Here is a 26,080-nt window from a genome sequence, read left to right as displayed (position 1 = left end):
TTGTCGTGCAGGTGACGCAAAGGTGTCGTTGTATGCTTTTTAATTTCGTCAGAGATTTGGTAAAAAAAACAAGTCATGAAAAAATTAATTATCATTCTGATCAGCTGTCTTTATTTAAGCACTAACGCACAAGAAACTAAAACAGTTGAACAATTAAATGGCAAAACCATTTCCATAAATGCATTAAAAAAACGGTTGGCTTACCTTGTAGACAGTGCAAAAATAGCTGGTTTGCAGGTCGCCATTATTAACAACAATCAAACGGTCTGGACTGGAAATTTCGGCTACCGGAACATAGAAAAGCAACAGCCTATAGAAAACAATACGGTCATGTATGCGGCATCGCTAACCAAAACCCTAAGTGCCTATCTTTTTTTGCGTTTGGTCGATAAAGGTATTTTTGATCTGGATGTTCCCCTGCAACATTACCTTCCTAAAGCCATTGGTCAGTACCCTAAATGGAAAGACCTGGGTGATGACGCTACAGCATTTAATAAAATCACCCCCCGAATGCTCTTAAGCCACAGTGCTGGTTTACCGGTGCTCCGGGGATTGTACCGGGGTAAGGTAAACCTGATTGCCCCTCCGGGAGAAAAATTCTATTATTCTAATGAAGGTTTAAACCTTCTTGGTTTTATGATAGAAGAATACACGGGCAAAGACTTGCAGCAACTGGCTAAAGAAGAAGTTTTTGGCCCCCTGCACATGGAGCATACCGCTATGGTCTGGGATACTGCATTTGAAAATAATTATTCAATTGCCTATTACAAAGACGGAAAGGTTTATGGTTCTGAAAGAAGGTCGGAAAGCCGTGCCGCAGGTTCTATGAGCACAACAGCGGCTGATTATGCCAAATTTATAAGTCAACTGATGCTGCAAAAAGGTTTATCCCACAGGCTATATGCGCAAATGCTTTCTGCCCAGATTGAGGTAAAAAGTAAACGTGGATTTGGGCCGTTAAAAGACAGTTTGACCCATGACAACGATAAAATTCATTTGGCCTGGGGATTGGGCACTGGACTTTTTCAAAGCAATGCCGGTTTGGGCTTTTTCCATACCGGTCATGGCGAAGCCAATCAGAATTATTTTGTTGCTTTTCCTGCCAAAGGGATTGCAGTGGTACTGCTCAGCAACAGTGAAAATTTCGAATCCGTTTCTGCACAGATTTCTAAAGCTTGTATCGGGGATCAATATTCGCCCTTTAGCTGGTTGGGGCACCTGGACCATTAAAACAAAAAACAGGTTTCATGAAGCAGCTGGCTCCATGAAACCTGTTGACCTTAGAAACTGTACCGAAGACCAATTTGTCCTCTCCATCTGGAATCGAATGGGGCATTGACAAAAGAACCGTTAACCGGGGTATAACTATAGGTTGCCCTGGACCGGCCACCGGAGGTTGCAGGGTTTTCAAATCCTCTGAAGGTTAAAATTGAACCGCTCAAAGTCGCAGGCAATTGTGCCGTGGTGATAGAAGGCAGTTTAATTAGCCCCCAGTTTTTATTCAGCAGGTTGCCCACATTAAATACATCGAAAGTAATTTGCAGGTTATGCCTTTTACCCCCCCTGTTGATGAAAAAATCCTGGGCAAGGTGAAGGTCAAAAATATGTGACCACGGTGTTCTTGCTCCGTTTCTTTCTGCAAATTCTCCACGGTGCTTGCTCAGGTAAGGGTCCTGATCAATAAAGGCATTCAACTGCTCATAAATCTGTGCGGGGGTACGGGTATCCTGGGCATTGGTTGGAAGCAATACAATATCATTTTCCCTTTTTGGGATATACATGGCATCGTTTTGGGCTTGCCCATCGTTATTGATATCGGAATTAAGTCTGTAGGTATAGGGTAAACCCGATTGCCCGTTATAGACCAGGCCAATGGTTGTTGCCAGGTGCCCCAGATATTCAAAGCGATAAGAAAGGGTTCCGATAATCCTGTGGTCCAGGTTCCAGTCTGAAAAAGTCAGTCCTGGGTTATTTGGATTATTGGTAACCGTATTGTTCCTGAAATTTGTAGAAGCAATGGTCGAGTTCATACTCGAAATGTCTTTGGAATGGGCATAGGTATAGGCAATGGAACCCGAAATACCTTTGGCTACATTACGCTGCAATTGTGCAGTAAAACTATACTGATAGCCTTTATTGGTATTGGTCAGTAAAAACACATTGGTATATTCAGGGTATTTTAAACGGGCCGTACCTGCAGGATAAAAATCCCTTCCATCTCCGTCCAGTTTTGCTGTAGGCTGCACCAGGTTTAAATCCTGGATGTAGGGTGCATTAAGCTCTTTTCCATAAATGGCTTCTAATGTTCCAACAATACCCCAGCCCAGTTGCTGATCCACAGCCAGGTTAGAACGCCATACCTGTGGCATTTTAAAGTTCCGGTCTGTAAGGTCAATTTCAGAGGTTGCTACCGTTTGGGTCCGGGGCTGGTTGTTCACATCGCCGCTTAACCGGATGGGTGCTGTAGCGGTACCGGTTGCATTGATCCGGCCCAAATCGGCACCCGAGTTGTTGTAAGCATTTCCAAGCCATACATAAGGCAGTCTTCCGGTAAAAATCCCCGAACCGCCCCTTAAAACTGTTTGGCCATTTTTAAATACATCCCAGTTAAAGCCCAGTCTTGGTGAAAACAGCAGCTGGGACTTCGGTTTGGTATCGGTTGTTAAACCCTGGGACTGGAAAGAAGCTGCAAACTGAGGGTTGGCCAGGGGCTTATCCAGAAAAACAGGGATGTCCACCCTTAAGCCTCCGGTTACTTTTAAGCCTTCCAGCACAGTATATTCATCCTGTGCATAAAAACCAAGCTGCATGGCCCTGAAAATAGAGGTTGGAACTTTAACATCCGGGATTTTTGAATAAGTGAGCTGGTAAATAGATGGCGCCTGATTGCCCAGAAATGAAGCCAGGCTGCTGTAGGTGTAATTTCCCCAAATGTTCTGGATAAACAGGTTATCAAATCTGAAAAACTCATTTTGGGTACCAAAAGTAAAATGATGGTCATTGTGAATCACATCCAGGTTATCGGTCAGCTGAAACAAATCCTGTTTCTGTTTTGCAGAGGGCGAATAGCCCTCTGTTCCTGCCGTTACGGTTCCGGAAGCCCCCAGTTGTATGGTAATCTGCGGAAAAGGGCTTCCCGGTATTTCGCGGTTATCCCTAACACTGGAATAGCCAACAATTAAATTGTTTACTACATTATTGGAAAAGTAGGTATTCAGCTCGGCCACGGTGATGTTTGTGGTGCTGGTCTGAATGTATTTGTTGTTTTCAAATCTTAAGGCATTGATCCCGTTGCTGATGTCATCACGGATACCGTGTACGTAATTATGCCGCAGGGTCAACCGGTTTTTATTGTTGATCAGGTAGTCCAGGCGTACAAAAAACTTCTCACTGTTGGTTTTCTTGCTGATGTCATCAAATTTACCTGCATCGTAATTGTAGTTTGTTTTCAGGTAATCGGAAATCTGCTGGGCTGTTGTCGCTGAAATCAGCGACTCATCTGAGGCCCCGGTATTTCTGTTGGCTTTGTAAAGCAGGGGCTCGTTTCTTCTGCTGATCTCTGCATTGACAAAATAAAACAGTTTATCTTTCAGAATGGGTCCTCCCAGCCTGAAGCCGTACTGGTAATCTGTAAAATCGTTGTAGCGGCTACGGGTCGGATCGGGGCTTTTGCCAACCAGGTTTTGGTTTTTTCCATAACCGTACACCGATCCGCTTATTGTATTGCTTCCCCGGCGGGTTACCGCATTGATTCCCGCACCCGTAAAACTGCCTTGTTTTACATCAAAGGGCGCCAGTACAACCTGAATTTCATCAATGGCATCCAAACTGATGGGCTGTGTTCCGGCCTGCCCTCCTGGTGCGCCGGTGGTTGTTCCTCCACCTACACCATAACCCATAATGTCATTGTTCTGCGATCCATCAATCTGAATGTTGTTGTAACGGTTGTTGCGGCCTCCAAAAGACAATCCGGAGGACTGTGGGGTAAAACGGGTATAATCAGAAAGCGAACGGTTAAGTGAAGGATAACGGTCTATATCTGTCCGGCTGATGTTTTTAGAAGCTCCGGTTTTAGACAAGTTCCGTGAAGAGCCTGCTTTTGTACTGCGGACTTCCACCGTGTTCAGCTGCTGATTTTCGCTGTCCAGAAATACTTTCATGGCGTAAACTTGCCCAAGAGGTAATGAAACCCCGTTTTCTGTATATTTCCGGTTGCCCACATGGCTCACTTCAATGGTATAAGGTCCGCCTACAGGTAAATTCTGCAGGTTAAAAGCGCCTTTTTCTGTTACCATTGCCACAAAACGGGCATTGGTTGGTAAATAAGTTGCGCTTACACTTGCCCCGGCCAGGGGCTGATTCTGGTTGTTAAAAACATAACCTTTAATACCAGAAGAAGTTGTGCCCTGTGCCCGCGAGGCATTTTGGGCAAACAACAGCATACCGAACAAAAGCCATGCAGCAGCAAATCTGAAGATACAATTGACTGATGTAGATTTTTTTTTCATATTTTAGTTTTTTTAAATAAGGAGGCCTTTAAGACCTGGTTTTAAGGGTTTCCGGTTCCACGAGTGCTCGTCCCACTTGTGGAACTCTTTTTTCTATTCTTGTTTACTGATGTTGATCTGATGCCTGGTTATTTCATATTTAACTGGAGTTTGTGATTTAATTTCTTCTAAAATTTCTTTTAAGGTTTTTCCTCTGGTGTTCAGGCTAATTGGAAACTGCGCATTTACATTTTCCTGTAATACGATGTGTTGCTTAAAACTTTCATTTAATACTTTTACCACTTGTTCCAGTGGCGTTCCATTAAATACAAGGGCTTCAGACAGTGGTTGCCCTATTGCTTTAACAGGTTTAACCACCGCCCGTTTAACACTTAACAAAGTCCCCTTAACAGGGTTGAAGGTGGCCTGATCTAAAGGCAGCAGAAATAAAGTTTGCTGACGATGAACCACCCCTACTTTTCCGGTTTTCACTTTTACGCTAACTGTACCCAGATTGAGCGGCGCATCTATCCAGAAAGAGGTCCCCAGTACAACAGTTGTAATGGCAGCTGTTTTTACACTGAAAGGACGGTGTACCTGGTGTCTGACCTTAAAAAATGCTTTTCCAGACAGCTTCAGCTCCCGTTTTGCCGGATGAAAATTCTCGGGATATTCCAGGCTCGCTCCGGGATAAAGGTTTACGGTACTTGAATCCGGTAATACCACATGTTGAATTTGAGCTTGCTCGTTACGGATGTGCAGCATTCGTACCTGTGCCCCGGCTTGCCGGACAACCAGCACCACTGGACTTTGTTTCCCGGTATTGCTCAAAAACCATAAACCAGAACACAACAGCAATACTGCCGCAGCACTCAGGCTCCACAACCTGAACTTTTGACGGTTTTTTCCAGACCGGAGAATTTCTTTTTCAATAACCTGAAAACCGGGAAGCTCGCCTGTCAAAGGATCCATCGGGGTACTTTCCAGGAAATTCTGGTGTTTCTCCATAAATTCCTGCTGCTGTTGTTCTGTTAAAGACGACAACCAGGTTAAAATTTCCTGGTGCTGCTTTTCAGAAAGCTGCCCTTCAAAAAAACCTTGTATAATTTCTGCGGAAAAAGGATCTGTTTTCATGTGATATACCAGCTATACGCACAAGTGGTACCTCAACCCTACCCCGGAAATAAAATATTTTAAAATAAAATAGAATGGAGCAGTAAAAAAAAGATCAGGACCTGTTCTTTTTGAAGAAAAACCTTTAAAAACCGGAGGGTTTTGGTAATGTGCTTTTCAACTGCTTTCACCGAGATGTTCAGACGGCTGGAAATTTCGGCATTGCTCAAATGGGTATTGCGGCTCAGGCTATAAACTTCCCTGTTCCGTTCGGGCAATTGCATCAAAGCACTGGAAAGCAAACGCTGGTAATCGGCCAGAATTACCTGGTCCAGTGTACTGAATACTTCCTCTTGTGGTTTGTATTTAAGTTTAAGGATTTTTTCCCTTTGCTGACTTTTGCGCAGCTGATCAATAACTTTATGTTTAGAAATGGTAAAAAGCAGGTTTTTAACATTTTGTTGCTCATTGATTTTTGCCCTGTTTTCCCACAACTGGAGAAAGGCATCCTGTATCATTTCTGTAACGACCGATGCATCACGGCAATAAGCTTTTAAAAATTGAAACATGGCCTGCTGATACTGTCTGTAAAAATGTTCAAGCGCCCGCATGTCTCCACACTTTAATGCTTTGGCGGCCTCAAAATCACTTTTAAACGGTTGCATGGATCAAATAAATTTGCTCCAAAAATATCCCGCCCGTTTAGGATGGAGGTTTACTCTATGTTATCAAATTATTATTTAATGGCCTTAACGGCCTTTGCCTGGCTAGTACAGCAAATACAGGATCACCAGTAAGGAAGCGTCCTTTGCTGCCTGACGCAATTGCTTCCGTGCCATACTCAATTGATTTTTCACCGTCTGTTCGGAAATTTTCAACAAGCTGGAAATCTGTGAAATACCAAGCTGCTCTTTATGGTTTAAAAGATAAATTTCCCGCATTCTGTCTGGCAACTGGCCCAGGGCATGCTCCACCATCTTTTCGAGTTCTTTTGCATGAAGCTCTTGTTCCATATTGTACTCAGGCTCACTGGCCAGTGCCTGCAACATATTGGAATACACTGTTCTGGTTGCATTCCTGCGGACAAAGTCAATGATCCGGTTGCGCATTAAGGCATACAGATAGGGTTTAATTTCTTTAACCTGTACCCGGGAGGTCCAGAGTTTTAAAAAAACATCATGCACCAGGTCTTCTGCATCCTGTAGATCTGCTAATCTGGAGGCCGCATAATTTAGCAAGGGTGGCGCATAATGATCATAGATTTGCATATAAGCTTGCTCATCTCCTCCTTTAAGCAGGGAAATCAATTCGGTTTCTGCAAACCCGGCATTAACAACCATAGGACATATTTTAAATGCATATAAAAACAACTATAATTTCCTGAAGCTCAGGCTTTGTAAAGCTATATCAGATTTTAGAAATAAAAAAACTTTTGTTTTGAGAAAATGTTCAGGATTTTGGATAAAAAAATTCTACCCATGGAAATGCGCTAATTTATCAGTAGATTGAGTTCAATTAACTGCTTAATTTTCATAAAAAAACAATCTCATGAAAAAAACACTCTTAACCCTGTCTTTCTTTTTACTTGCACTGGTATACGTTAAAAGCTCTGATGCTACAGAAAACCATTCCTCAACAGCTAAACTGGCTTTTGCCAAACCTCAAATCAACGGGCCTGGCTATAACCCATTGTATCCTTCTACAGAATACACCTTTACTTCTGATGTAGATGGTACCTGGACAGTAGCCGGCGGAACCATTGTATCTGGTCAGGGCACGAGTGTTGTCGTGGTTAGAACCGATTATAATCCTTATCAGGGTTATAATAATTTCTCTGTGAGTATTGATGCAGCAACAGGCTCTGCCAATGTCTGGTATTTCGTTTATTCTTCTAATGGAAATACCCCTATTGAATGGTAAAATACAAATCACAATAACCACAAAGCCCTGGCAAAACCAGGGCTTTGTTTTTAACTTTCCCCGCGGTTCGCCGACAATAACCTGACCACGTGCCGGCGGTGACGAAGAATGTGAACAATAGCATGTTCCATCATTTGTTCTATATCATAGACCTGGCCCCAGCTGGTCAGGATTTTTTTTGAAGGATCTGTTTCTTCCAGCTCATCTTCCCCAAAAAGGCTTAGGTGGCCACAGCTGTATTTAAACATTTCATTAATATCTTTCAGGTATTCTTTGGCAGAAGACCGGAGCTGACGTTCGGGACGTTCTATTACCACCCCCCTGCTACCTATAATATATACACAATAGGAATAACCCGAACTGACCACATGCGCCAGTATTTCCTGAAGTGACCACAAACCGGAAGCTGTACTGTCATTTTTTACTTTTATGTTTAACAATTCTTCGGTCGATATCCCCGAAACAACGGTTTTAAACTCCTCAACCGCTTTTTCATATTCATCCAGCAATGCACCCATTGCGCCTTTCCTGTAATAATTATTCATCTGATTTCAAATTACTATCTAACCATATATGCCAGGCTTTGGGTAGTGTGTGCACTAAAATAACCCAAAGCATTATTATTAATATTAGAAGGCGGGTTTGCTGGGGTCACGCCTCCTCCCGGACCATTTTTAGTCTGCTCACTAAGGGTAAACCAGTAGGTAAATATGCTTTTATCTATGCATTGCATTTCTACCTGCACCTGGTCACCGCTCACCAGTTCCTTATTATCGTCATCTTTGCTGTAATACAGCACATCTGCAACGATATTTCCGTTGGTAAAACGGTCATTGGCTACGAATACCCTTTTGGTTTGTACCCCATTGATCCTCATCACCCAACGGTACTGATTTTCCATTCCTGCAGGATCTTTGTAATGCACCTGTACCTGTTTAAGGTCCTTTCCTCCAAAAGTAATCACTTTTAAACTTAAGGAATCCATAGGAACACGTACAGGCATCAGAGAACTGGCCGTATATGTTTTATCATTTAAAATTACTTTCAGGGAGTAGGTCCGGCCGGTAATTCCTTTAAAAGGTCCAAAAGAATAACTTCCCGGCTGTTTCTCTGTAAACGTCCAGGAATTACCAATATTGTCTGTCACTGTAACTAAAGCGCCTTTAACAGCAGGATAAATACTCGGATCTGTGTAGGGAACCGATTGACTGATCCGGATACTCTGAACTTCATTCTGATCGGTAATATTTCCTTCTATAACGATCTGATTTGGTGCAGTATCCAAGTGTACGTCAATTACTTTTTCACAGGATGAAAAAAACAGTCCTGTCGCCGTCAGTATGCCGATGTATAAAAGTCTCTTGATCATAATGCTTAAAATTTGAAATTATAGGTGACCGAAGGGATTATTCCAAACAAGCTTGTTTGTACAGCCTCCGTACGGCTTGGATCTTGTTTATTGTCCCTAAAGGAAATGGCATAAGGATTTTTACGGTTCAGGGCATTGTACAAACCAAAACTCCAGCTCGACTGGTATTTTTTTGTTTCTTTAGCTTTTAAAGTAGCACTGATGTCCAGCCTGGAAGTATAAGGCATCCTGCTTGCATTTCTTTCGGTATAATAATAAGTAGTCAAACCTCCGGTACTGTATTTTCCGGCCGGAAAAGTAACCGCATTCCCGGTGCTGTAAATATAATTTGCCGAAAAAGTCCAGCGTTTGCTGAAATTATAAATGCCCACCAGGGAAAGTTCATGGGTCCTGTCTTGTCTGGCAGGAAAATAGTTCCCGTTGTTAAGGCCCTCAAAACGGCGCTCCGTTTTAGAAAGTGTATAACTCAGCCACCCGGTTAATTTCCCTTTGGTTTTTTTTGCATACAACTCCAAACCATAAGCCCTGCCTTTGCCATATAAAAGCTGCGATTCTACCTCGGCATTTGCAATTAGCTGGGCCCCGTTTTTATAATCAATTTGATTTTGCAACCACTTATAATAAAGTTCTGCAGAAAATTCGTACGCATTATCCTGTGCATTTTTAAAATAACCCAATGCCACCTGATCTGAAATTTCTGGTTTAATGTTGTTACTGCTCATCACATACTGATCCGTGGGTGAACTGGTGTTCGCGTTGGTCAGGATGTGTATGTTTTGGGTATTGCGGTTATAGGATCCCTTAATGGAATTTTGTTCATTTAGACTATAGCTGGCCGAAAAACGGGGTTCTGCATAGACATAAGTTTTCACGAACTCCCCTTTTGCAGCCTGGTAACTGCTGCTGGTCTGACCGCTTGCATCGTAAGTATTAATGGCCCCTGGTCCGAGCAAGGAAAAGCTGCTTAACCTAAGGCCGTAAAGAAACTCCAGGCGGTCGGTAATTTTCCATTCATCCGACACATAGGCCGCCATTTCAAGACCATAACGGTTCTCTACAGCCAGGTTATTGATACTCGAATTTCCTGTTGTAGTAATGTCCGATGGTGCAATGCGGTGGTGGGTAGCCTGTAAACCAAAACGAATAATATGACGGTTGCTGAAATACTGCATATCCTCTTTAAAGTTGAAGTCCCTGATTAGGGAGGTGACCCTGGCATTGTTGTCCTTATCGACCAGTTCTATCGCATAATGATATTTATTGTAAATCAATGAAGTGTTGGAAAACAACCGGCTGTTAAAGACATGGTTCCAGCGGATGGTTGCAGTGGTGTTGCCCCAGTCATTTGAAAACAGGTCCTTAATCCCAATATTGTCCTGTCCGAAATAACCAGACAGGTAAAGGGTGTTTTTATCGTCAAAGCGGTAATTCACTTTGGCATTGATGTCATAAAAATTAAGGGTGTTGCTGTTCAGAGAAGAATCTGAAGAAGCCTTTAGCAACAGGTCTATGTAAGTCCGTCTGGCACTGACCATAAAGGAGGCCTTATCTTTTACAATCGGTCCCTCTACTTTTACTCTTGAAGCAATCAACCCTATACCGCCTTCAACCCCAAATTCTTTACTGTTCCCATCCTGCATTTTAACATCTAGTACAGAAGATAAACGCCCCCCAAACTGGGCTGGCATTCCTCCTTTATATAAACTGACATCTTTTATGGCATCTGCATTAAAGGTTGAAAAGAAACCCAGCAAGTGCGAAGAATTATATACAGTTGCTTCATCCAAAAGAATTAAGTTCTGATCGGCAGCCCCACCCCTGACAAAAAAACCGGTATTGCCCTCTCCACCTGATTTTACACCTGGCATCAGCTGAATGGTTTTCAAAACATCCTTTTCCCCAAACAGTACCGGTACATTGTCCAGGTCTTTCATGTTTAGTTTTTCAAGCCCCATTTGTGCACTTTTAACGTTATCGTTTTTACGGTCTTTAGCACTGATGACCACCTCCTGTAAAGAGTTTGCGGCTTCCAGGCTGATGTTCATTTTCAAATCGGCTTGCAGGTTGATCTTTTGGACCTGGCTTTGATAACCGGCGTAACTTACAGTCATGTTGTATTCACCTGGTGCCCCGCTTATGGAATAAAATCCATAGTCATTGGCGGCCTTTCCAAAAGTCGAACTGGCATTTTGCAATTTCACGGTAGCCCCGATAAGGGTTTCTCCGGTAGAGGCATCCCGTATAGTACCGCTTAAGGTATATCGTTGCTGGGCAAAGGCAGTAGTAAAAAAAAAGGAACTGTAAAAAAAGAAAAAGAGGAGTTTTTGTTTCATGAATTGCGGTTAACCAAGATGGCCGTAAAAATAGAATTTTTTTCCATTTACTTGTTGTCACTCTTAATTAACAAATGGCCGCCTTAAAAATTATGCACATAAGCCAGTAGCAGGCCTGTTCCAAAATGTCTGGCCGGAACTGTTCCGGGAACACCGGTTAAAAAGTTCTGATCCGAAGCATTGTCAAAATTGGCGGGCTGTACATAATTACCTGTCCTGCCATATGAAAACAGTATTCCGGCTCTTAAATTAAACTTTCTGCGTTTAAAATTCCCACCAATCTGGGCATGATAATTATCCCAAAGAGCAATATGTCCGTCTTCAGATGTTTTCGTATTCAAATAGTTAAAGTCGGTCCGGATGGAGGACATCAGGGTAAAAACATCATTCATTTTCCGGCTGTAACCAATCCCTATATTCAACACACTTTTCCGGTCGTCCAATACATTCAGCGACCCGGTATTGGCTCCAGTGGGTGCGGTCCCTGTTTTGACAAAGTCGGCATCATCGGGTTTTAAAATAGAATACGGGTTTAAAGAATTAAAAAATTCAGCTGCGATGTAAATTTGGCCCTTATCATAATCATAAGCATAACCTCCGGCAATACTCAGGGGCATTTTCCAGGTGGCTTTTAACCCTGTTTGCCGGGTACTGGCCAACAGGTTAAATGTTGTACCCTCTATAACCAGGTTCGAAAAGTCAACATCACTAATGTAAGTCCCTTTACTATACAGTTTTGCCAAAGGGCTGCTGATCAGCAAACCGGCATGGTGTTTACCATAATCATAAGCCAGTCCGAACTTAAAACGCAGCCCTACATGGGTATATTCTATTTGTGAAAAGGCTTCATTTCTGGCTATAGGTGGAAAAGCAATATCAGGGTCGGATTTCGTATTATATAAAGCCCTGGAAGTTAGTCTATTACTCAAAAAAACCTTTCTTAAAGTTCCTTCTGCAGTAATGCCCACAGCCAGACGGTCGGTTAACCTTTTACCTGCACTGATTTGCGCATAGGTTTCTGTCACTTTACTTTGACCATTAATTTGCCCGATAAAAGATTCTGCCCCCGGACTGTAACTGTCATCCAGCACATTGGCTATTTTATCAGAACGCTGAGAAGCGGTAAAGTCCTGCATTGGGTTTTGGATCAGCGCAATTCCTATGGTCAAAGGGTCTTCTTTATTCAATTTAAAGGTCTTTGAGGCTATCTGTGGAACAATTTTCGTGTTGTTGGCATTTAAACTTTTCTTTTCGCCCACCGCATTTTTAATATTGATCCGTTCAAAACGGTATATATTGGACGATATAGAGGTTGCCGTTTTATTAGACCAGGCCATCACAGCAGGGTTCAGGTAAACCACTCCGCTGTCCAATGTATTTGCAATGGCAGCGCCCGGGGTCAAAAAGCCAGCCGGCGAAAAATTAGAAGACCAGTAATGGGCATCTTGTCCTTTCAGTAACACCGGACAAAACAAACTGATCACTAAAAAAAAACGTAAAAAGTATTTCATAAGGCAGAATAAGCAGGCAGTGATTTTAAGCGTGAAAATACAAATTTTCACATATTGCTAAAATTAATGACTAAAACTTTCGTTCAATAGCTGTTCAGCGGGGATTTTTTATCTTTGCTAAAAACGAAAATACAGTAAAGCATACATGGGCCCAGTAAAAAACACCACTAACATATCTTTTAAAACCATTTTTAACCCGGCAATAATGGGAATTTTCCTGTTCTTCAATACAGCAAATGCCCAAAACTCTGTAAAAACAGTGCTCCCCGATGTAAACAGTAACGATCTTTCCCGTTGGATAGGGAATGAACTCTTGCCCGAAAAAGGACAGCTGACCCTCAAAGATATTGTAATTCCAGGCTCCCATGATGCGGGGATGTCGGTACTCACCGCAACAGGTGGCAGTCAGAAAGGCACCATCAACAAATGCAATACCCTAACCCAGTCTTTGAGCATTGAAAAACAAATGAAAGCGGGCATCCGGATGTTCGATTTGCGCCCTGGTGTGTTAAAAGATACTCTTTACCTTAAACACAGTTCTTCGGATTGCATGGAAGATGCCATTGGTGGTGGTTATGGTGAAAAACTATTGCCTGTTTTAGCTGCCAGCAAAAACTTTTTGCAGCAAAACCCTTCTGAATTCCTGATCTTTTCATTTAGCCATTTTTGCCCTAAGGAAATTGCGGTAGAAACGCTGGCAAAAAAGGTCATTGCTGCATTGGGAAAAGAACACGTTTTTGTTGCAGGAAATAAAAAACTGGAAGACATTACCATTAATGAACTTTCGGGCAAAGTATTGCTGGCTTTTGAAAGCCCAAAATTTTCAGACCCCGGAATTGTGATCAACTCCATGACAGAGCGTTCTGATTTGATGCTGAATTTCAAAAGGGCTTATGCAGCGACCAACAACCTTAATAAACTGATCCTAACCGAAACTGTATTTTTTACTGGCCTGAAAACCCAGTTGAACCCCAATGACCTGGTCCGCCTGGATTGGCAACTTACCCAAAGTGCAAAAGAAGCAGCCATGGTGTGCAATGCCTTTGAATCCGATCAGCCCAATCCTCTTTTTGATGGGGCACTGTTGTTAACCAATGTACTTTCCAGACATAAAAGCATTATCAGTCATGCCCGTTCTGCCAATAAGGTCCTGAAAAAACAGATCACCAAATGGTTAGAAGACGGCACCATTAACCAGCAAAACAAACCTAACATTTTATATGTAGACGACGCTGGAGAATGGGTTACCCAATACTGTATAGAACTCAATAAGTCTTCTGTTTACATCAATAACAAAAGGTTAACAGGCAATACTGTTCCATTAAAAAAGGAGCCCTGAGGCTCCTTTTTCTTTTTAGTAGGTCCAGCTATAACTCGTAACCTCAGCATCACCCGTAGGATTAGGGCCCTGAACATGCTCTATTGAACTTGTTTCACCGGCACTCATTACTTTGGTATAGGTATTTGAACCTTCGTGTATGGTTCCCTGGTTAAAGCGTACGGTATAGGTAATGGTCACATCACCCTGACCCGCTTCAGGTCCGGTCCTTTCGAACCTGATCAATACATCATTTGCACCTGTGATGTCACTGGAATACACATTAATACTTTCATCAAGCACATTTTTTGATGTAGCATGCAGTAGCCTTTCTGCTTTTTTTACAGGGGTAAAACTTACAAGGGAAACAGAAATGGCGGCTAAAGCCAGCACAGGCAGAATTTTGGAAATCAATTTCATACAGATAAAGGTTAGGTTAAGGGATAAATTTATTTTTCAATTTACGTATAAATCACTAACAATTAATAAATTCCATCAAGATGTTACTTTTTAAACCAATGGTCCGGAATGGCTTGTATTTTCCCACCGTTGACACTATACTCCAACTTAAGGGTATAACCACCGCCACCCTCTACAAATTTCACTTCTATAGGGTGCAGGCCTTTCTGTAAAGCAATTTGACCACTTTTCTGCAAGGGGGCATGCCAACCATCGTTGTCCACTACTTTTTCGCCTTCTATATACAGGTTGGCCCCATCATCTGCAGTCAGGAAAAAACTGTAGACACTGGTTTGCGGAACCTCAATATAACCGCTTAGTTTTGCACCAAAAGCTTTACCTCCGGTTTCCAGACCATCAGGTATAATTACATTAGGTACCGTCAGTACACGATCAGGCTTGGCCGGAAGATTGGTTACCCCTTTAATGCTCGCATTGTAAAAATCCAGATGCAGCCCGCTTTTTAAATCTTTCTCCTGTACAGGTTTAAAGAAACTTTGCTGTTTATAGTTCAGGGTATAAATATCCGTACGGCTTCCCCCAGGACTAAATGCGGCTATTTTTAAAGTACCTGGCCCAGGAACAAGGTATGGATAAGACAGTTCAGCAGACTGTAGGTTTGGAACAGTTCCGTTACTGGTATACCTAATGGTCATATCGGCAAGTGGTTTTTCAATTTTCAACAGGGTTTTTCCCGCCAGAACGTTATCATCAGTAAATCCGCTCAGGTCGGGCAAACGGTAATTGACCTTTAACAGATCAAGTCTTTTGTACTGGGCTTTCAATCTCGAAAAATAACTGTCTTCATTGGCACGATGTGTCCATAATACCTCTGCCAAAGCTGTCATCCGGGGCATAAACATAAAATCGGCCCTTCTTTCAGAAGGAATATGTTCGGTCCATATGTTTGCCTGGGCACCAATAATAAATTTCGCATCTGCCTGGCCAAGTCCTTTGGGTACCGGGTTAAAACGATACACCTCTGCTATGGAGTTTCTGTCTGGGATTCGGTCAAAATACAAAGGATCTCCCGGGGTCATAATCACCTGATTCCCATTTCTTGCCGCTTTAACCGGTGCATCTGGTACCCAACCTCTCCAATACATCAGAATCGCTGTCGGGCTGATCCCGCCTTCCAGAATTTCATCCCATCCAATAAGTTTTTTTCCTTTTGAATTAAAAAACTTCTCCATCCGCTTTACAAAATAACTTTGCAGTTCTTCAGCGCTCTTCAGGTTGTTTGCCTTCATGACCGCTTCACATTCAGCCGATTTTTTCCAGCTGCTTTTATCGACTTCATCGGCACCCAGATGCATATATTTTGAAGGAAACAGTGCTGCTATTTCTGAAAACACATCTTCTGCAAATTGAAAGGTGCTTTCCTTACAAGGACAAATGGGCTCACTAAATAAAGGTCCCCAGGTAGAACCGCCTTCACAACTCAGGTAAGGATAGGCTTTAATTGCAGCCATCATATGGCCAGGCATATCAATTTCAGGGATAATCTCTACATGACGCTCCAGGGCATAAGCGATGACCTCTTTCATTTGCGCCTGGGTGTAAAAGCCTCCGTACAAAGTTTTTCCGTTTTTATGGATCACATGGCTTTGGTCAATGGCCATATCGGGGTTGTCTATTGCCATTTTCATACAAGCCGAATCCTGGTTGTTGAATTCACGCCAGGCGCCCATTTCTGTCAACAAAGGATATTTTTTAATTTCTATTCTCCAGCCCTGGTCATCGGTCAGGTGCAGGTGTAGTTTATTCATTTTATACAGGGCCAGCAGATTGATAAATTTTTTCAGATAAGCAACAGAAAAGAAATGCCTGGAAACATCCAGGTGCATTCCCCTCCAGCTGTAGGCCGGATGATCAAAAATCTTTACCGCTGGTACGGCGATTTTTTTCAGCCCGCCATTTTCAACTGCAACAGGCATCAATTGCCTTAAAGTTTCTATTCCGCGGAACATACCTGTAGGGTTGCGGGCAGCAATTTCAATTCCTTTTGGACTAACCTCTAATGTATAATCTTCCTCCCCTTTTAACTGATCATTTTTTTTTAGGACTATAGCCCCGGCTACTGCTTTTGTTTGCACCGGCATGACCTGCCCGGTGTTGCTTTTAACAAGGCTTTGTAGTTGTTGTATTTCCGTTTGAAAAAACGTTTTAGTTTCAGGCAATACAAGAATTGTCTTCGTTGTAATTACAAATTCTCCCTTTCTTTCCTCTAGCTTTTGGGGATAAGGAATCAGGTTATAACGAGAAGGATTAACCTGTTGGGCATAGGCCCCGGACAAACCTGTAATAAGACATGTAAAAAAGAAAAATGCGGACTTGAAACGGTTAGACATGTTTAAAAAATTAATAGTGTTTACAGGCCCCCACCATCAAAGCAAAGGGGGCATTTTAAGAAAGGTTTACTGGGTTTTAGAATATAAACCCCGCTCCCATTTCAGATTTAAATTCAGTTGTTTTTTAGGATCAGTCACTGCAATTTGCGGTTTCCCATTATAGACCGTCACTTTACCGGCAACACTAATCCTTTTATGAAGGTACAGGGCAACAATATCTCCTTCAAAGTTATTATAATCATTTTTATCAATAACCACTGTAAGCAGCTGGTTTGGAAAATTACCTCCAATATTCAGCAGGGTACGGTTATCAAAAGCCCTTCCACTATATACTGAATCAACCACCACCACTTCCTGACCCGTTTTACCGGAAATTTCTTTTAAAGGTACCACCGACATGTCGGCCGCATTGGACTGGGCTTTAAGACCAAAAGAAGTAAGGATCAGGGCAAATGCCAACAAGGTCGATTTCATAGCTTTTTTTTATAAAGATATTATTTTTTGCACTTAAGTACAGAAAAATGAAATCTGTAGTTTAAAGAAAAATAATTAGAACTACGTCCATAAAGCATTTCGCCCCACAGCATGCCAAAAGCATGAAAATCGCACTTCAGACTGCAATCTCCAAAGAGGCCAGTTCCTTACCCAAATCCTTAATTCCTGTCATGATCCTTGCAATTTGTTTAGGACCAGCTTTCTTTTGTCCATGAATATATTGAGACAACAAGGTATTACTCATACCAATCCTGACAGACAAAGCACTAATGTTTATTACATTGTAAAACTGAAAAAATTGAGGTAAATCCAGTTGAACTGTAATTTCATCAATAGTAACCTCTGGCCAACCTTTAAATTCAGCTACCGAGTTATAAGCATCTACAATATTTGTTCTCAGCTCTGTCATTGTATCGCCTGTTGTACCAGCAGGAATATTTTCGAAGTCTTTGGCATAGGCTGAATAGCCGGTACTGGTTTTCTCTACAATAAATACAATCCTTTTCATTTTGCAATCATTTTATAAAGATATCATGCTTTTAAAAACAAAATTATTTTAATCCTGCTTGTTTCAAAATTTTGTTTGCGAGTCCTGTTCCGATTTCCTTAGCTCCATGTTTTGCAATTACAATTGGTACTTCATTCATTTTGCCGGGATGGTGCCAATACTCATGGCTTCCTTTTGCATCCCTCAAGTACATATATCCAGCTTGTTTGAGTTTCTTAAGCAGTTCACTCCATTTCATCGTTCCCTGGCTTCGGCAGCTAAAGGTAAATATTTTTTTACTTTTTCAACCTATACTTCGGTATTAAAAAATGACAAATTCTCTTTAAAATAGTTAAATACTTTACTATCTATTCCTTAACTTTGTATAGACAACCAATCCATTTGTTATGGCAGAAAAAAACAAAGCATTGCTGGCCCTTGAACTTGGCCGTGCAGTCATTGAAATGAGAAGCCGCTCCCGTCAGTTTATCCAGGCCAGGATTAAAGAACACAAACTGAACATTACCTATGAAATGCTCGAAGTTTTGATTTGCCTTTGGGATAAAGATGGCATTAATCAGCAGGAAATTGCCAGCCGGATCACTAAAGAGAAAGCCAGTATGACCTATCTGATCGACAATCTGGTTAAACGTGATCTGGTCAAACGCATGGAGGATGAAAATGACAGGAGAAACAACCTCATTTATTTGACTTCCGAAGGAAAAAACCTTCAGGAAAAACTTTTTCCCTGGGCTATGGAAATGTACACTGCTGCTTCGGAAACTTTAAAAGCCGAAGATATTATTGCCGCCACCAGGCTGATCCGGGAGTTGAGCGGAAATCTTAAAGAAAATCTGGAACCCGCGCTCTTTTAATTGTGAATCATTATGAAAACACTTCTCGTACCCATCGATTTTACCACACCATCTTTTAATGCTGCTGATTATGCAGCAGACCTGAGCAATCACCAGGACATACAGCAAATTGTGCTTTTTAGTCATTTTTATGTGAGCCTGTTTGAACAGATCTACCCTTCAGCAGACTTTATACAACCTACTGAGGACAATCTGCTGGAACAGAAACAGGAAATTTTGGCCAGGCTAAATGAACTTAAAACACAGTTATTAAAAAAACTACGTCCTAAACCCGGAATTGAAATCAAAGTCGTTTTGAAAGAACTTCCTTTATTGCGTTCGGTTTTAAATGTCATTGAAGAAGAACATCCGGATGTTTTGATCCTGGGCAGTAATGCCAATCACAAAGGACAAGAGAGTTTTATCGGGAACCATATGATAGAAATTGCCAAAGTCAGTCCGGTCCCTGTTCTGATTATTCCACCTAAAGCCCGTTACCAGTCGGTGGCCACCGCTTTAATCGCCTGCGATTTCAGGACTTTAAACCATGTGAGCCTGATTAAACGCATACACAAAATTAAACACTGGCCACATCCCAAACTCGCCTTATTGAATGTTGACCCAGAGCATAAACACCTTTTACCAGAGCATCCTACCCTGGAAATCGATGGCATTGTAAAAGAAGTTCTCAACGATTACCAGTACGAGCTTTATTATTCAGATGATACCGATATCCTTCATGGCGTGCTTAATTTCGCAGATGAACACGCCATACAAATGATTATTGCATTGCCAGGGGTACATAGTTTTCTTTATAAACTGACCCATCAGAGCATTACAGAAGGCTTGTCTTTAGATGCAAATAAACCTGTCCTGATCCTCAAATAATTTTTTTTTCCGTGTGATTTTAGGGGCAGTAGCATCTGCTGCTGTCCCCTGAAATCTGATTTTTAAAAAAATAAGGCCGATTCTATTTATAACGATAACTTTGGCCATGAATTTTCAAGATCAGTTCCCATTACTTAACACAACAACCTATCTCAATACAGCGAGTTCCGGGATTTTATCCGGGTCTTTGCTCGACTGGCGCAAAACACACGATCAGGATTTTTTTAACAATGGCAGCATATTCCGAAATACCCAGGCGAGCTTTTTGCAATCGGTAAGAATTAGCCTTTCTGCTTTTTTTGGGGTAAAAACGGAAAACACTTTTCTTGTTCCAAATTTTTCTTTTGGTTTCAATACTTTTTTAGAAGGTCTTTCAGGCAAACATCGTTTTCTGCTGACCCAGGAAGATTATCCTTCTGTAAACTACCCGGTGCAAAGCAGGGGCTTTGAATGTGCTTATTTACCTATAGATGAAAATATAGAAGAAAACATTCTGGCAAAAATAAAAACCTTTAAACCGACAGTGCTTGCCCTGAGCCTGATCCAGTACATCAGCGGCATCCGGATCAGCCTGGATTTTATCAAAGAACTAAAACGCGATTTCCCGGATCTGATTATCGTTGGCGATGCCACACAATTTTGCGGCACTTCAGCCTTCAACTTCGAAGAATCTGGCCTGGATGTATTGATTGCCAGTGGTTATAAATGGATGCTGGGCGGCTATGGAAATGGCTTTGTATTTATCAAAGACCAGGTCCGCTCCCTGCTGTATACTGAAGCACAAAAAGCAGAACGGCCCACCGAGCCTTTTCTATTAGGCAAAGATGTTTTGTCCCTTTTCTTTGAACCCGGACATCAGGACACCCTGGCTTTTGGGACCTTGCAGCAATCCTTATTTTTTTTCGAAAAAACAGGTATAGACTTCATTCAAAAACATCTTGAAGACCTTGGCCGGAAAGCAACATCTGCACTGCTTGAACGCGGACTGATTCATAAAAGTATTGGATTAAGAAAACAACATTCTACCATATTCAGCCTGAATGTTCCTGAAAATAAATTACTGGAACAAAACATTATCTGTTCCTACAGAGGCGGAGGTACCCGGGTATCCTTCCATTTTTATAATACTCAGGACGATTTACAAAGATTACTGGAAGTATTGGATAAATTACCAAGGGTCTAAAAACGGCAGCGGAACTCGTCCTCCGACTTGTCCCGCTAGCCTAATTAACGCTCTCAAGGCATACATACGATTTATAAAAAACCTTGGATGTTGGAAATGTAAAAAAAATTAATTTTTTCAATCAGATCATTTTTTACCAAAAAAAACACCCTTTCTTTTTGTAAAAGAAAAGCCATATACTACCTACCAGCGATAACCTATTCCTGCCGAAAAACCTCTGTTAAATATTTTCAATTGGCCATCGGGACGATCCGAATGTTCAATAATGGGGGTAAGCCCGTACATATATCTGGCTTCTATACTAAAGCCTTTCCAGAATCTATACGACAGCCCGCCAAGCAGTCCTGCATCAAGTTTTTGCATATATCCCCCATCCTGTTTGGCATCTCCGTAAATAAGCCTGCTTTTATACAAACGTCCATCTTCTGCACGCTCCTGAACTGAAGCCTGTAGCAATACGGCCACATAAGGGCCGGCAAAGAGCTCAATACCTTTAAAATGAAGTGTTGGGCTAACCGGGGCAATTTCCACATACAGACTGCGCAGTTTACTTTCAAACACCTCGTCCTTATCGTCCAAACGTTGAAGTACGCTGCCTTTTCCGACCACAGAAACATCATGCTTCAACCAGAAGTAGGGTTTTATTTTCGTATTGGCCTCTATTCCGGCAAAAAAGCTGGCAATAGATCTGTGGGATCCTCCATCGGACAGGTTAGCCACATCTTTCCCTGCGATGTTAAAATTGGTGTAGCCTGCCCTAAATCCAAAACTCACCTGATCGTTGGTGTTTTCGGTATACTGAGCCTGACCTGCTTTTGCCAGGACCAGACAAATTAGTGTAATTATAACTTTCTTCATGATTTTTTGCTTAGAAATTAATGTCCCAGATGCCTGCAGTTCGTTCCAATTCCATCAGGGCAACTGCATTGGCGTTCAATGTTTCCAGGTAACTTTGCCTTACTTCATTAAAACTGCGTTGGGCAACCAATACCTCCAGTAAAGAGGTTTCTCCTCTTTTATAGCTGTATATTTTCCCCTCCAGTACTTTATTCGCGTCTGTTAACATACCCGATGCAAATTCCTTGAGCTGTTTTTGGCTTGCCTGATAATTGTAATAAGCCTGGGTCACTTCTACCTGTATTTGAAGCAGGGCCTGCTGATACAACACTTCGGATTGCTGCAAAGTGTAATTAGCTGACTTTAAAGCCCCCATGTTGTTGTTTGAAAATTTAAGGGGAATAGAAAGTCCTACAGAAACATTTCCGGAGGAAGGCGTAGGTGCTACCGCATTGGCAACGACAGAATTTGCGGTTAAACCAAAGGTTACCCCCAAATCGATGACCCGGTTGGCCTTGGCCAGGCGAAGCATGTCTTTAGAAATTTCTTTGTTTTTAACCGCTGCAAGCAAATCGGGCCTGCTGTGTTGTGCATTCCTAATGAGCTCTGCCAAATTAAACTCCCGGCTAAATTTCATCACATCCCCACTGGGATTGTATAAAATGTCCTCCAGCTTTGAACCACTTAGCATATTCATATTCACCAAAGCGGCTTTCCATACCGCTTCCTGCTGATACACTTCATTCAACAGGGAAACAGATTCCAACCTGGACTGCCTGGCATCAATCTCAGTAATCGCACCATGCTTTAAACGGATGCTATCCGAAATGCTCAGTTGCTTCATGCGTTCATAAGAATCCTGCTTTACCTCCAGCAGGCTTTTCTCTTTCATTGCAGTTAAAAAAGCAATGGTTGCATCTGCCCTTAAATTTCTGAAATAATCATTCAGCAGCAATTGTGCCTGCTCTGCCTGGCGGTTGGCCAGGCTGATCCTGGCCTTTCTTTTTCCTCCCAGTTCAAAGGTATAACCCAGCTCTGTGCTCAGTTCATAGCCCATTTTCATTCTTCTTTGACCATGATTTACAGCCCCGATAGAAAAATCGGGGTCACGGAATACCTTTGCGCTCATCGCATCGGCCTGGGCAATACTCACTTTAAATTGCTCTGCTGCATAACCCAGATTGTTTTTTACCGCCAGCTGAATGTAAGCCGGAAAAGTGATTTTCAATTTGTTCATGGTCGTATCCGTCTGTGCCTTACCCTGCTGAGCCAGAACAAATAGCAGCCCCAGCAGGGCAAAGGAAATTTTATAAGGATTAAATAATTTCATCTTTATTCTTTTAAGGATTAATAATGTTTTCAGAACCTGTCTTTGTTTCTTCCTTTTTTTCCAGGAGATAATACAATGCAGGTAATGCGAAAAGGGTGATAATGGTCGAAAACAATAGTCCGTAAACAATTACAGTTGCCAGCGGACGCTGTACATCTGAGCCGATCCCTGTAGCAAGAGATGCGGGTAGCAAGCCCAGCACAGCCACCGTTGCGGTCATCAGAACCGGACGGAAACGGTGTTTTGCTCCGGTGATCACCGCTTTTTTCAAGGCGGTTCCTTTTTTCCGCAAGCCGTTAATGTAAGAGATCATGATCACACCATTTTGTATGGCCACCCCGAATAAGGCAATAAAACCTACAGCAGAAGAAACATTAAGGGTCATTCCCCTGACATTGAGGGCCAGCATGCCACCAAATAAAGCAAGAGGGACAATGGTCAGGATCAGACCAGCCTGACTGAATTTACCAAAGGCAGCATAAAGCAATAAGAACATAATGGCCAGGGCAAGCGGCACAATAACCATTAGGCGCGCATAGGCACGGTTTTGGTTTTCAAACTGACCGCCCCACTGTATAGAATATTTGCTATGGTCGTATTTTACATCCTTTTCTATCTTGTCCTGCGCCGTTTTCAGCAAGGCCGAAAGATCCGTACCCCTTATGTTGAGTTTTACGGTCAAGTGTCTTCTGTTGGTTTCTCTTGTAATGGTACTTTCTCCGGTACTGAGTTTAATTTCTGCCACCTGGGATAATGGAATTTTAACCCCTTCTGCATTACTCAGCATCAGGTTCCCGATTTTTTCAGGTGTATTGCGGCTGTCTTCGGTATAACGGCAAATGACATCATACACTTTATTGCCCATAAACACTTGTGAAATTGCTTTTCCTCCAATAGCGATCTCAATCAGGTTCCCGACATCAGCTACGTTTAAACCATATCGGGCTATTTTCTCCCGGTCTGCATGAATCTGCAGTTGGGGTAAAGGAGGTTCCTGGTCAATGGCTATATCCACTGCCCCCTTTACTGTTTTTAACGTTTTTTCTACATCTTCGGCAATCCTCCTGGTTTCTTTAAAATCATCTCCATATATTTTAACCACCAGTTCACTATGTGCTCCCGAAATTTTATCCATTACCCCATCAATCATGGGCTGAGCAAAACCCACGGTATAGCCCGGCATCTGCTCATATTCTTTAGACAACTCTTCAATCAGGTCTGCTTTGGTTTTTCCGGCAGGCCACTCGCTGTAAGGTAAAATACCAATGGAACATTCAAAGTGAGATGGCGTAAAGGGATCTGTACCATCGTCATTTCTTCCTGCCTGTACCATCATGTAAGTGACTTCTTTATGCTTCATGGTTCTTTCCCTTAAAGCGTCACTCATTTCTTTTGATTTTTCTACAGTGATTCCCGGAGGCAGCTGAACCTGCAGCCATATAGAGCCTTCATCCAAAGGCGGTAAAAAATCTTTTCCAACCAGAATGCTCAGACCAATTGAAGCAGCCAGCAATAAAGCCAGTGGCAGATACACCTGTTTTGGCCGCTCCATAATTTTAGCAGTCCTGCGGTCATAGGCCTGTGTCAGTTTCTCCAGCCATTTGTTGTGGTATAGTTTTTTAGGTTTTCTATAGGTCAGATAAGCCAGCCCCGGAATCAGCAGCAAAGCGACCGCCAGGGCCCCAAGTAAGGCATAACCTACTGTAAAAGCCATTGGTGTAAACAGTTTTTTCTCGACCCTTTCAAAGGCAAACAAAGGCAGGTAAGCGGTAATGATAATCAGGGTCGCAAAAAATATGGGCTTGGCAACTGCCGCGGCACGTTCTGCAATCGAAACTTCTTCCAGGCTTTGCTCTGGGTGATCTTCCCTTTTCTTTAAAATGGTTTCCATCATTACAATGGCACCATCGACTATAATTCCAAAATCTATTGCGCCAAGAGACAGCAGATTGGCCGGAATATTGGTCAGTTTCATCAAAATAAAGGCAATGAGTAGTGAAATTGGAATGGTAATGGCCACTAGCAAAGCGCCCCGGTAATTTCCCAGAAAAATAATCAGTACCACAATAACTAGCGCCATGCCCTCTATCAGGGTATGTGAAACGGTATTTAAAGTGGTATTCACCAGGTCTGTCCGGTCCAGAAAGGTATGTATTTTAACCCCTTCAGGAAGCAGTCCATTGTTCAGCTCTTCTACGGTTTTATTGATCCCGTTTAACACTACAGATGGATTCTCTCCTTTTAAAAGCAATACAATCCCTTCTATGCTTTCACTATATTCCCTTTTTCGGTCTGTATAACCTAAAACACCCTTTCTTTCCAGGTTTCCATATTTAAGGGTCCCCAGGTCCCTCAGCAAAACCGGTACGCCTTTTTCAGATTTAACAACGATTCTGCCAATGTCACTAAGGTTTTTAACCAGGCCAATTCCCCTGACCACATAGCCCTGTTCCCCCCGGTTAAGGATACTGCCTCCGGCATTTGCATTGTTCTTACCAATGCTTTCCTCCACATCGGCAATGCTCAACTGATATTGCTCCAGCTTTGCAGGATCCAGCTCTATCTGATACTGGGTTGTAATCCCTCCAAAATTGGTTACATCGGCAACACCCGCTACCTGTTTGATTTTGGGAATAATCACCCAGTTCTGCAAATCAGTCAGTTCCCGCAGGTCGTGTCCTTTGCTTTCAATTACATAACGGTATATTTCCCCGGTTGGTGAGGTCAAAGGGTCCAGGCCAGGAGCGGCGCCATAAGGAAGCACCACTTCATTCAGCCTTTCCTGGATACGGGTCCGGGCAAAATAGTCATCTATTCCATCTTTAAATACGATGGTAATAACAGAAAGGCCAAATGTGCTTTTGCTCCGCATGACATGCATACCCGGCATACCATTAAGTGTTCTTTCAACGGGAATGGTAATCTGCTGCTCTACTTCCTCTGCGGCCAGTCCCGGTACTTGCGTGACCACTTGCGAGGTGACATCGGCAATATCCGGATAAGCTTCAACCGAAAGTTTTGTCCAGGAATAATAGCCAAATACGCCCAGAAGTATAAACAGGGCCAGCATCAGCCAGCGTTTTTGTATTGCAGTAAGTACAATTGTTCTCATTGCGCTCTATTTAAGTTTTTAATATTCTTTTGA

The 26,080-nt window shown here is 42.4% G+C and carries 22 protein-coding genes; 6 read left to right on the top strand and 16 right to left on the bottom strand.

Translation table 11 applies throughout. The features are described from left to right. Window positions 1-75: 75 nt before the first annotated feature. Complete coding sequence (locus tag B0O44_RS10720; RefSeq protein ID WP_110830086.1) at window positions 76-1,230, top strand: serine hydrolase domain-containing protein; 1,155 nt, start codon at window positions 76-78, stop codon at window positions 1,228-1,230. A 50-nt stretch (window positions 1,231-1,280) separates the two neighbouring features. On the opposite strand, the gene B0O44_RS10715 is transcribed toward B0O44_RS10720, so the two are convergent. From B0O44_RS10715 to B0O44_RS10700, 4 genes are all read right to left on the bottom strand, one after another. Next, complete coding sequence (locus B0O44_RS10715; RefSeq protein ID WP_110830084.1) at window positions 1,281-4,508, bottom strand: TonB-dependent receptor; 3,228 nt, start codon at window positions 4,506-4,508, stop codon at window positions 1,281-1,283. 93 nt (window positions 4,509-4,601) lie between these two features. Continuing rightward, window positions 4,602-5,621, bottom strand: a complete 1,020-nt coding sequence (locus B0O44_RS10710) for a FecR family protein (RefSeq protein WP_110830082.1) — start codon at window positions 5,619-5,621, stop codon at window positions 4,602-4,604. Between the two features lie 59 nt (window positions 5,622-5,680). Further along, on the bottom strand, window positions 5,681-6,265 hold the full coding sequence (locus B0O44_RS10705; RefSeq protein ID WP_110830080.1) for a sigma-70 family RNA polymerase sigma factor: 585 nt from the start codon (window positions 6,263-6,265) through the stop codon (window positions 5,681-5,683). Between the two features lie 102 nt (window positions 6,266-6,367). After that, window positions 6,368-6,940, bottom strand: coding sequence for an RNA polymerase sigma factor (locus tag B0O44_RS10700; RefSeq protein WP_110830078.1), 573 nt, complete (start codon window positions 6,938-6,940; stop codon window positions 6,368-6,370). A gap of 208 nt (window positions 6,941-7,148) precedes the next feature. Here B0O44_RS10700 and B0O44_RS10695 point away from each other — a divergent pair, with 208 nt between their 5' ends. After that, entirely contained in the window at window positions 7,149-7,520 is a 372-nt protein-coding gene (locus B0O44_RS10695; protein WP_110830076.1) for a hypothetical protein, read from the top strand. 50 nt (window positions 7,521-7,570) lie between these two features. On the opposite strand, the gene B0O44_RS10690 is transcribed toward B0O44_RS10695, so the two are convergent. The 4 genes from B0O44_RS10690 to B0O44_RS10675 form a co-directional block, all read right to left on the bottom strand. Beyond that, window positions 7,571-8,065: a DinB family protein gene (locus B0O44_RS10690; protein ID WP_146229809.1), complete on the bottom strand. Its 495-nt coding sequence runs from the start codon at window positions 8,063-8,065 to the stop codon at window positions 7,571-7,573. 14 nt (window positions 8,066-8,079) lie between these two features. Then, window positions 8,080-8,889 carry a DUF4249 domain-containing protein gene (locus tag B0O44_RS10685; protein WP_110830074.1) on the bottom strand — a complete coding sequence of 270 codons (810 nt, stop codon included), beginning with the start codon at window positions 8,887-8,889 and terminating at the stop codon, window positions 8,080-8,082. Window positions 8,890-8,894: 5 nt separating this feature from the next. Further along, complete coding sequence (locus B0O44_RS10680) at window positions 8,895-11,222, bottom strand: TonB-dependent receptor (RefSeq protein ID WP_110830072.1); 2,328 nt, start codon at window positions 11,220-11,222, stop codon at window positions 8,895-8,897. Between the two features lie 83 nt (window positions 11,223-11,305). Then, entirely contained in the window at window positions 11,306-12,733 is a 1,428-nt protein-coding gene (locus tag B0O44_RS10675; RefSeq protein ID WP_110830069.1) for a hypothetical protein, read from the bottom strand. A 205-nt stretch (window positions 12,734-12,938) separates the two neighbouring features. Between B0O44_RS10675 and B0O44_RS10670 the strand changes: the two genes are divergently transcribed. Further along, the gene (locus tag B0O44_RS10670) at window positions 12,939-14,072 is read left to right on the top strand and encodes a PI-PLC domain-containing protein (protein ID WP_146229808.1); all 1,134 of its coding nucleotides are present in this window, start codon (window positions 12,939-12,941) and stop codon (window positions 14,070-14,072) included. A 15-nt stretch (window positions 14,073-14,087) separates the two neighbouring features. Here the strand turns inward: B0O44_RS10670 and B0O44_RS10665 are convergent, their stop codons facing one another. The 5 genes from B0O44_RS10665 to B0O44_RS10645 form a co-directional block, all read right to left on the bottom strand. Then, complete coding sequence (locus tag B0O44_RS10665; protein ID WP_110830065.1) at window positions 14,088-14,471, bottom strand: hypothetical protein; 384 nt, start codon at window positions 14,469-14,471, stop codon at window positions 14,088-14,090. Between the two features lie 83 nt (window positions 14,472-14,554). Further along, on the bottom strand, window positions 14,555-16,861 hold the full coding sequence (locus B0O44_RS10660; protein ID WP_110830063.1) for a family 20 glycosylhydrolase: 2,307 nt from the start codon (window positions 16,859-16,861) through the stop codon (window positions 14,555-14,557). A gap of 66 nt (window positions 16,862-16,927) precedes the next feature. Next, window positions 16,928-17,335 carry a hypothetical protein gene (locus B0O44_RS10655; protein WP_110830061.1) on the bottom strand — a complete coding sequence of 136 codons (408 nt, stop codon included), beginning with the start codon at window positions 17,333-17,335 and terminating at the stop codon, window positions 16,928-16,930. 136 nt (window positions 17,336-17,471) lie between these two features. Further along, window positions 17,472-17,864 carry an XRE family transcriptional regulator gene (locus B0O44_RS10650; RefSeq protein WP_110830060.1) on the bottom strand — a complete coding sequence of 131 codons (393 nt, stop codon included), beginning with the start codon at window positions 17,862-17,864 and terminating at the stop codon, window positions 17,472-17,474. 43 nt (window positions 17,865-17,907) lie between these two features. Next, window positions 17,908-18,102 carry a type II toxin-antitoxin system HicA family toxin gene (locus B0O44_RS10645; protein WP_110830058.1) on the bottom strand — a complete coding sequence of 65 codons (195 nt, stop codon included), beginning with the start codon at window positions 18,100-18,102 and terminating at the stop codon, window positions 17,908-17,910. Window positions 18,103-18,250: 148 nt separating this feature from the next. On the opposite strand from B0O44_RS10645, the gene B0O44_RS10640 reads away from it, so the two are divergent. The 3 genes from B0O44_RS10640 to B0O44_RS10630 all read left to right on the top strand — a co-directional run bounded on the left by B0O44_RS10640 (window position 18,251) and on the right by B0O44_RS10630 (window position 20,768). Beyond that, window positions 18,251-18,718 (top strand): MarR family winged helix-turn-helix transcriptional regulator, encoded by a 468-nt coding sequence (locus B0O44_RS10640; protein ID WP_110830056.1) that lies wholly within the window; start codon window positions 18,251-18,253, stop codon window positions 18,716-18,718. Between the two features lie 12 nt (window positions 18,719-18,730). Continuing rightward, window positions 18,731-19,585, top strand: coding sequence for a universal stress protein (locus tag B0O44_RS10635; RefSeq protein ID WP_110830054.1), 855 nt, complete (start codon window positions 18,731-18,733; stop codon window positions 19,583-19,585). 106 nt (window positions 19,586-19,691) lie between these two features. Beyond that, window positions 19,692-20,768: an aminotransferase class V-fold PLP-dependent enzyme gene (locus B0O44_RS10630; protein WP_110830052.1), complete on the top strand. Its 1,077-nt coding sequence runs from the start codon at window positions 19,692-19,694 to the stop codon at window positions 20,766-20,768. Window positions 20,769-20,951: 183 nt separating this feature from the next. On the opposite strand, the gene B0O44_RS10625 is transcribed toward B0O44_RS10630, so the two are convergent. The 3 genes from B0O44_RS10625 to B0O44_RS10615 are packed head-to-tail and all read right to left on the bottom strand — an operon-like array spanning window position 20,952 to window position 26,047. Continuing rightward, window positions 20,952-21,626 carry a porin family protein gene (locus tag B0O44_RS10625; RefSeq protein ID WP_110830050.1) on the bottom strand — a complete coding sequence of 225 codons (675 nt, stop codon included), beginning with the start codon at window positions 21,624-21,626 and terminating at the stop codon, window positions 20,952-20,954. 10 nt (window positions 21,627-21,636) lie between these two features. Then, a complete protein-coding gene (locus B0O44_RS10620) occupies window positions 21,637-22,935 on the bottom strand; it encodes a TolC family protein (RefSeq protein ID WP_110830048.1) in 1,299 nt (432 codons plus the stop codon). Between the two features lie 10 nt (window positions 22,936-22,945). Then, window positions 22,946-26,047, bottom strand: a complete 3,102-nt coding sequence (locus tag B0O44_RS10615) for an efflux RND transporter permease subunit (RefSeq protein ID WP_110830046.1) — start codon at window positions 26,045-26,047, stop codon at window positions 22,946-22,948. Between the last annotated feature and the right edge of the window lie 33 nt (window positions 26,048-26,080).

This window comes from Pedobacter nutrimenti (assembly GCF_003208655.1).
In the GTDB taxonomy this organism is placed as follows: Bacteria; Bacteroidota; Bacteroidia; order Sphingobacteriales; family Sphingobacteriaceae; genus Pedobacter; species Pedobacter nutrimenti.
Note: the sequence above shows the minus strand (reverse complement) of the source record. Positions and strands in the feature narration are given on the sequence as shown.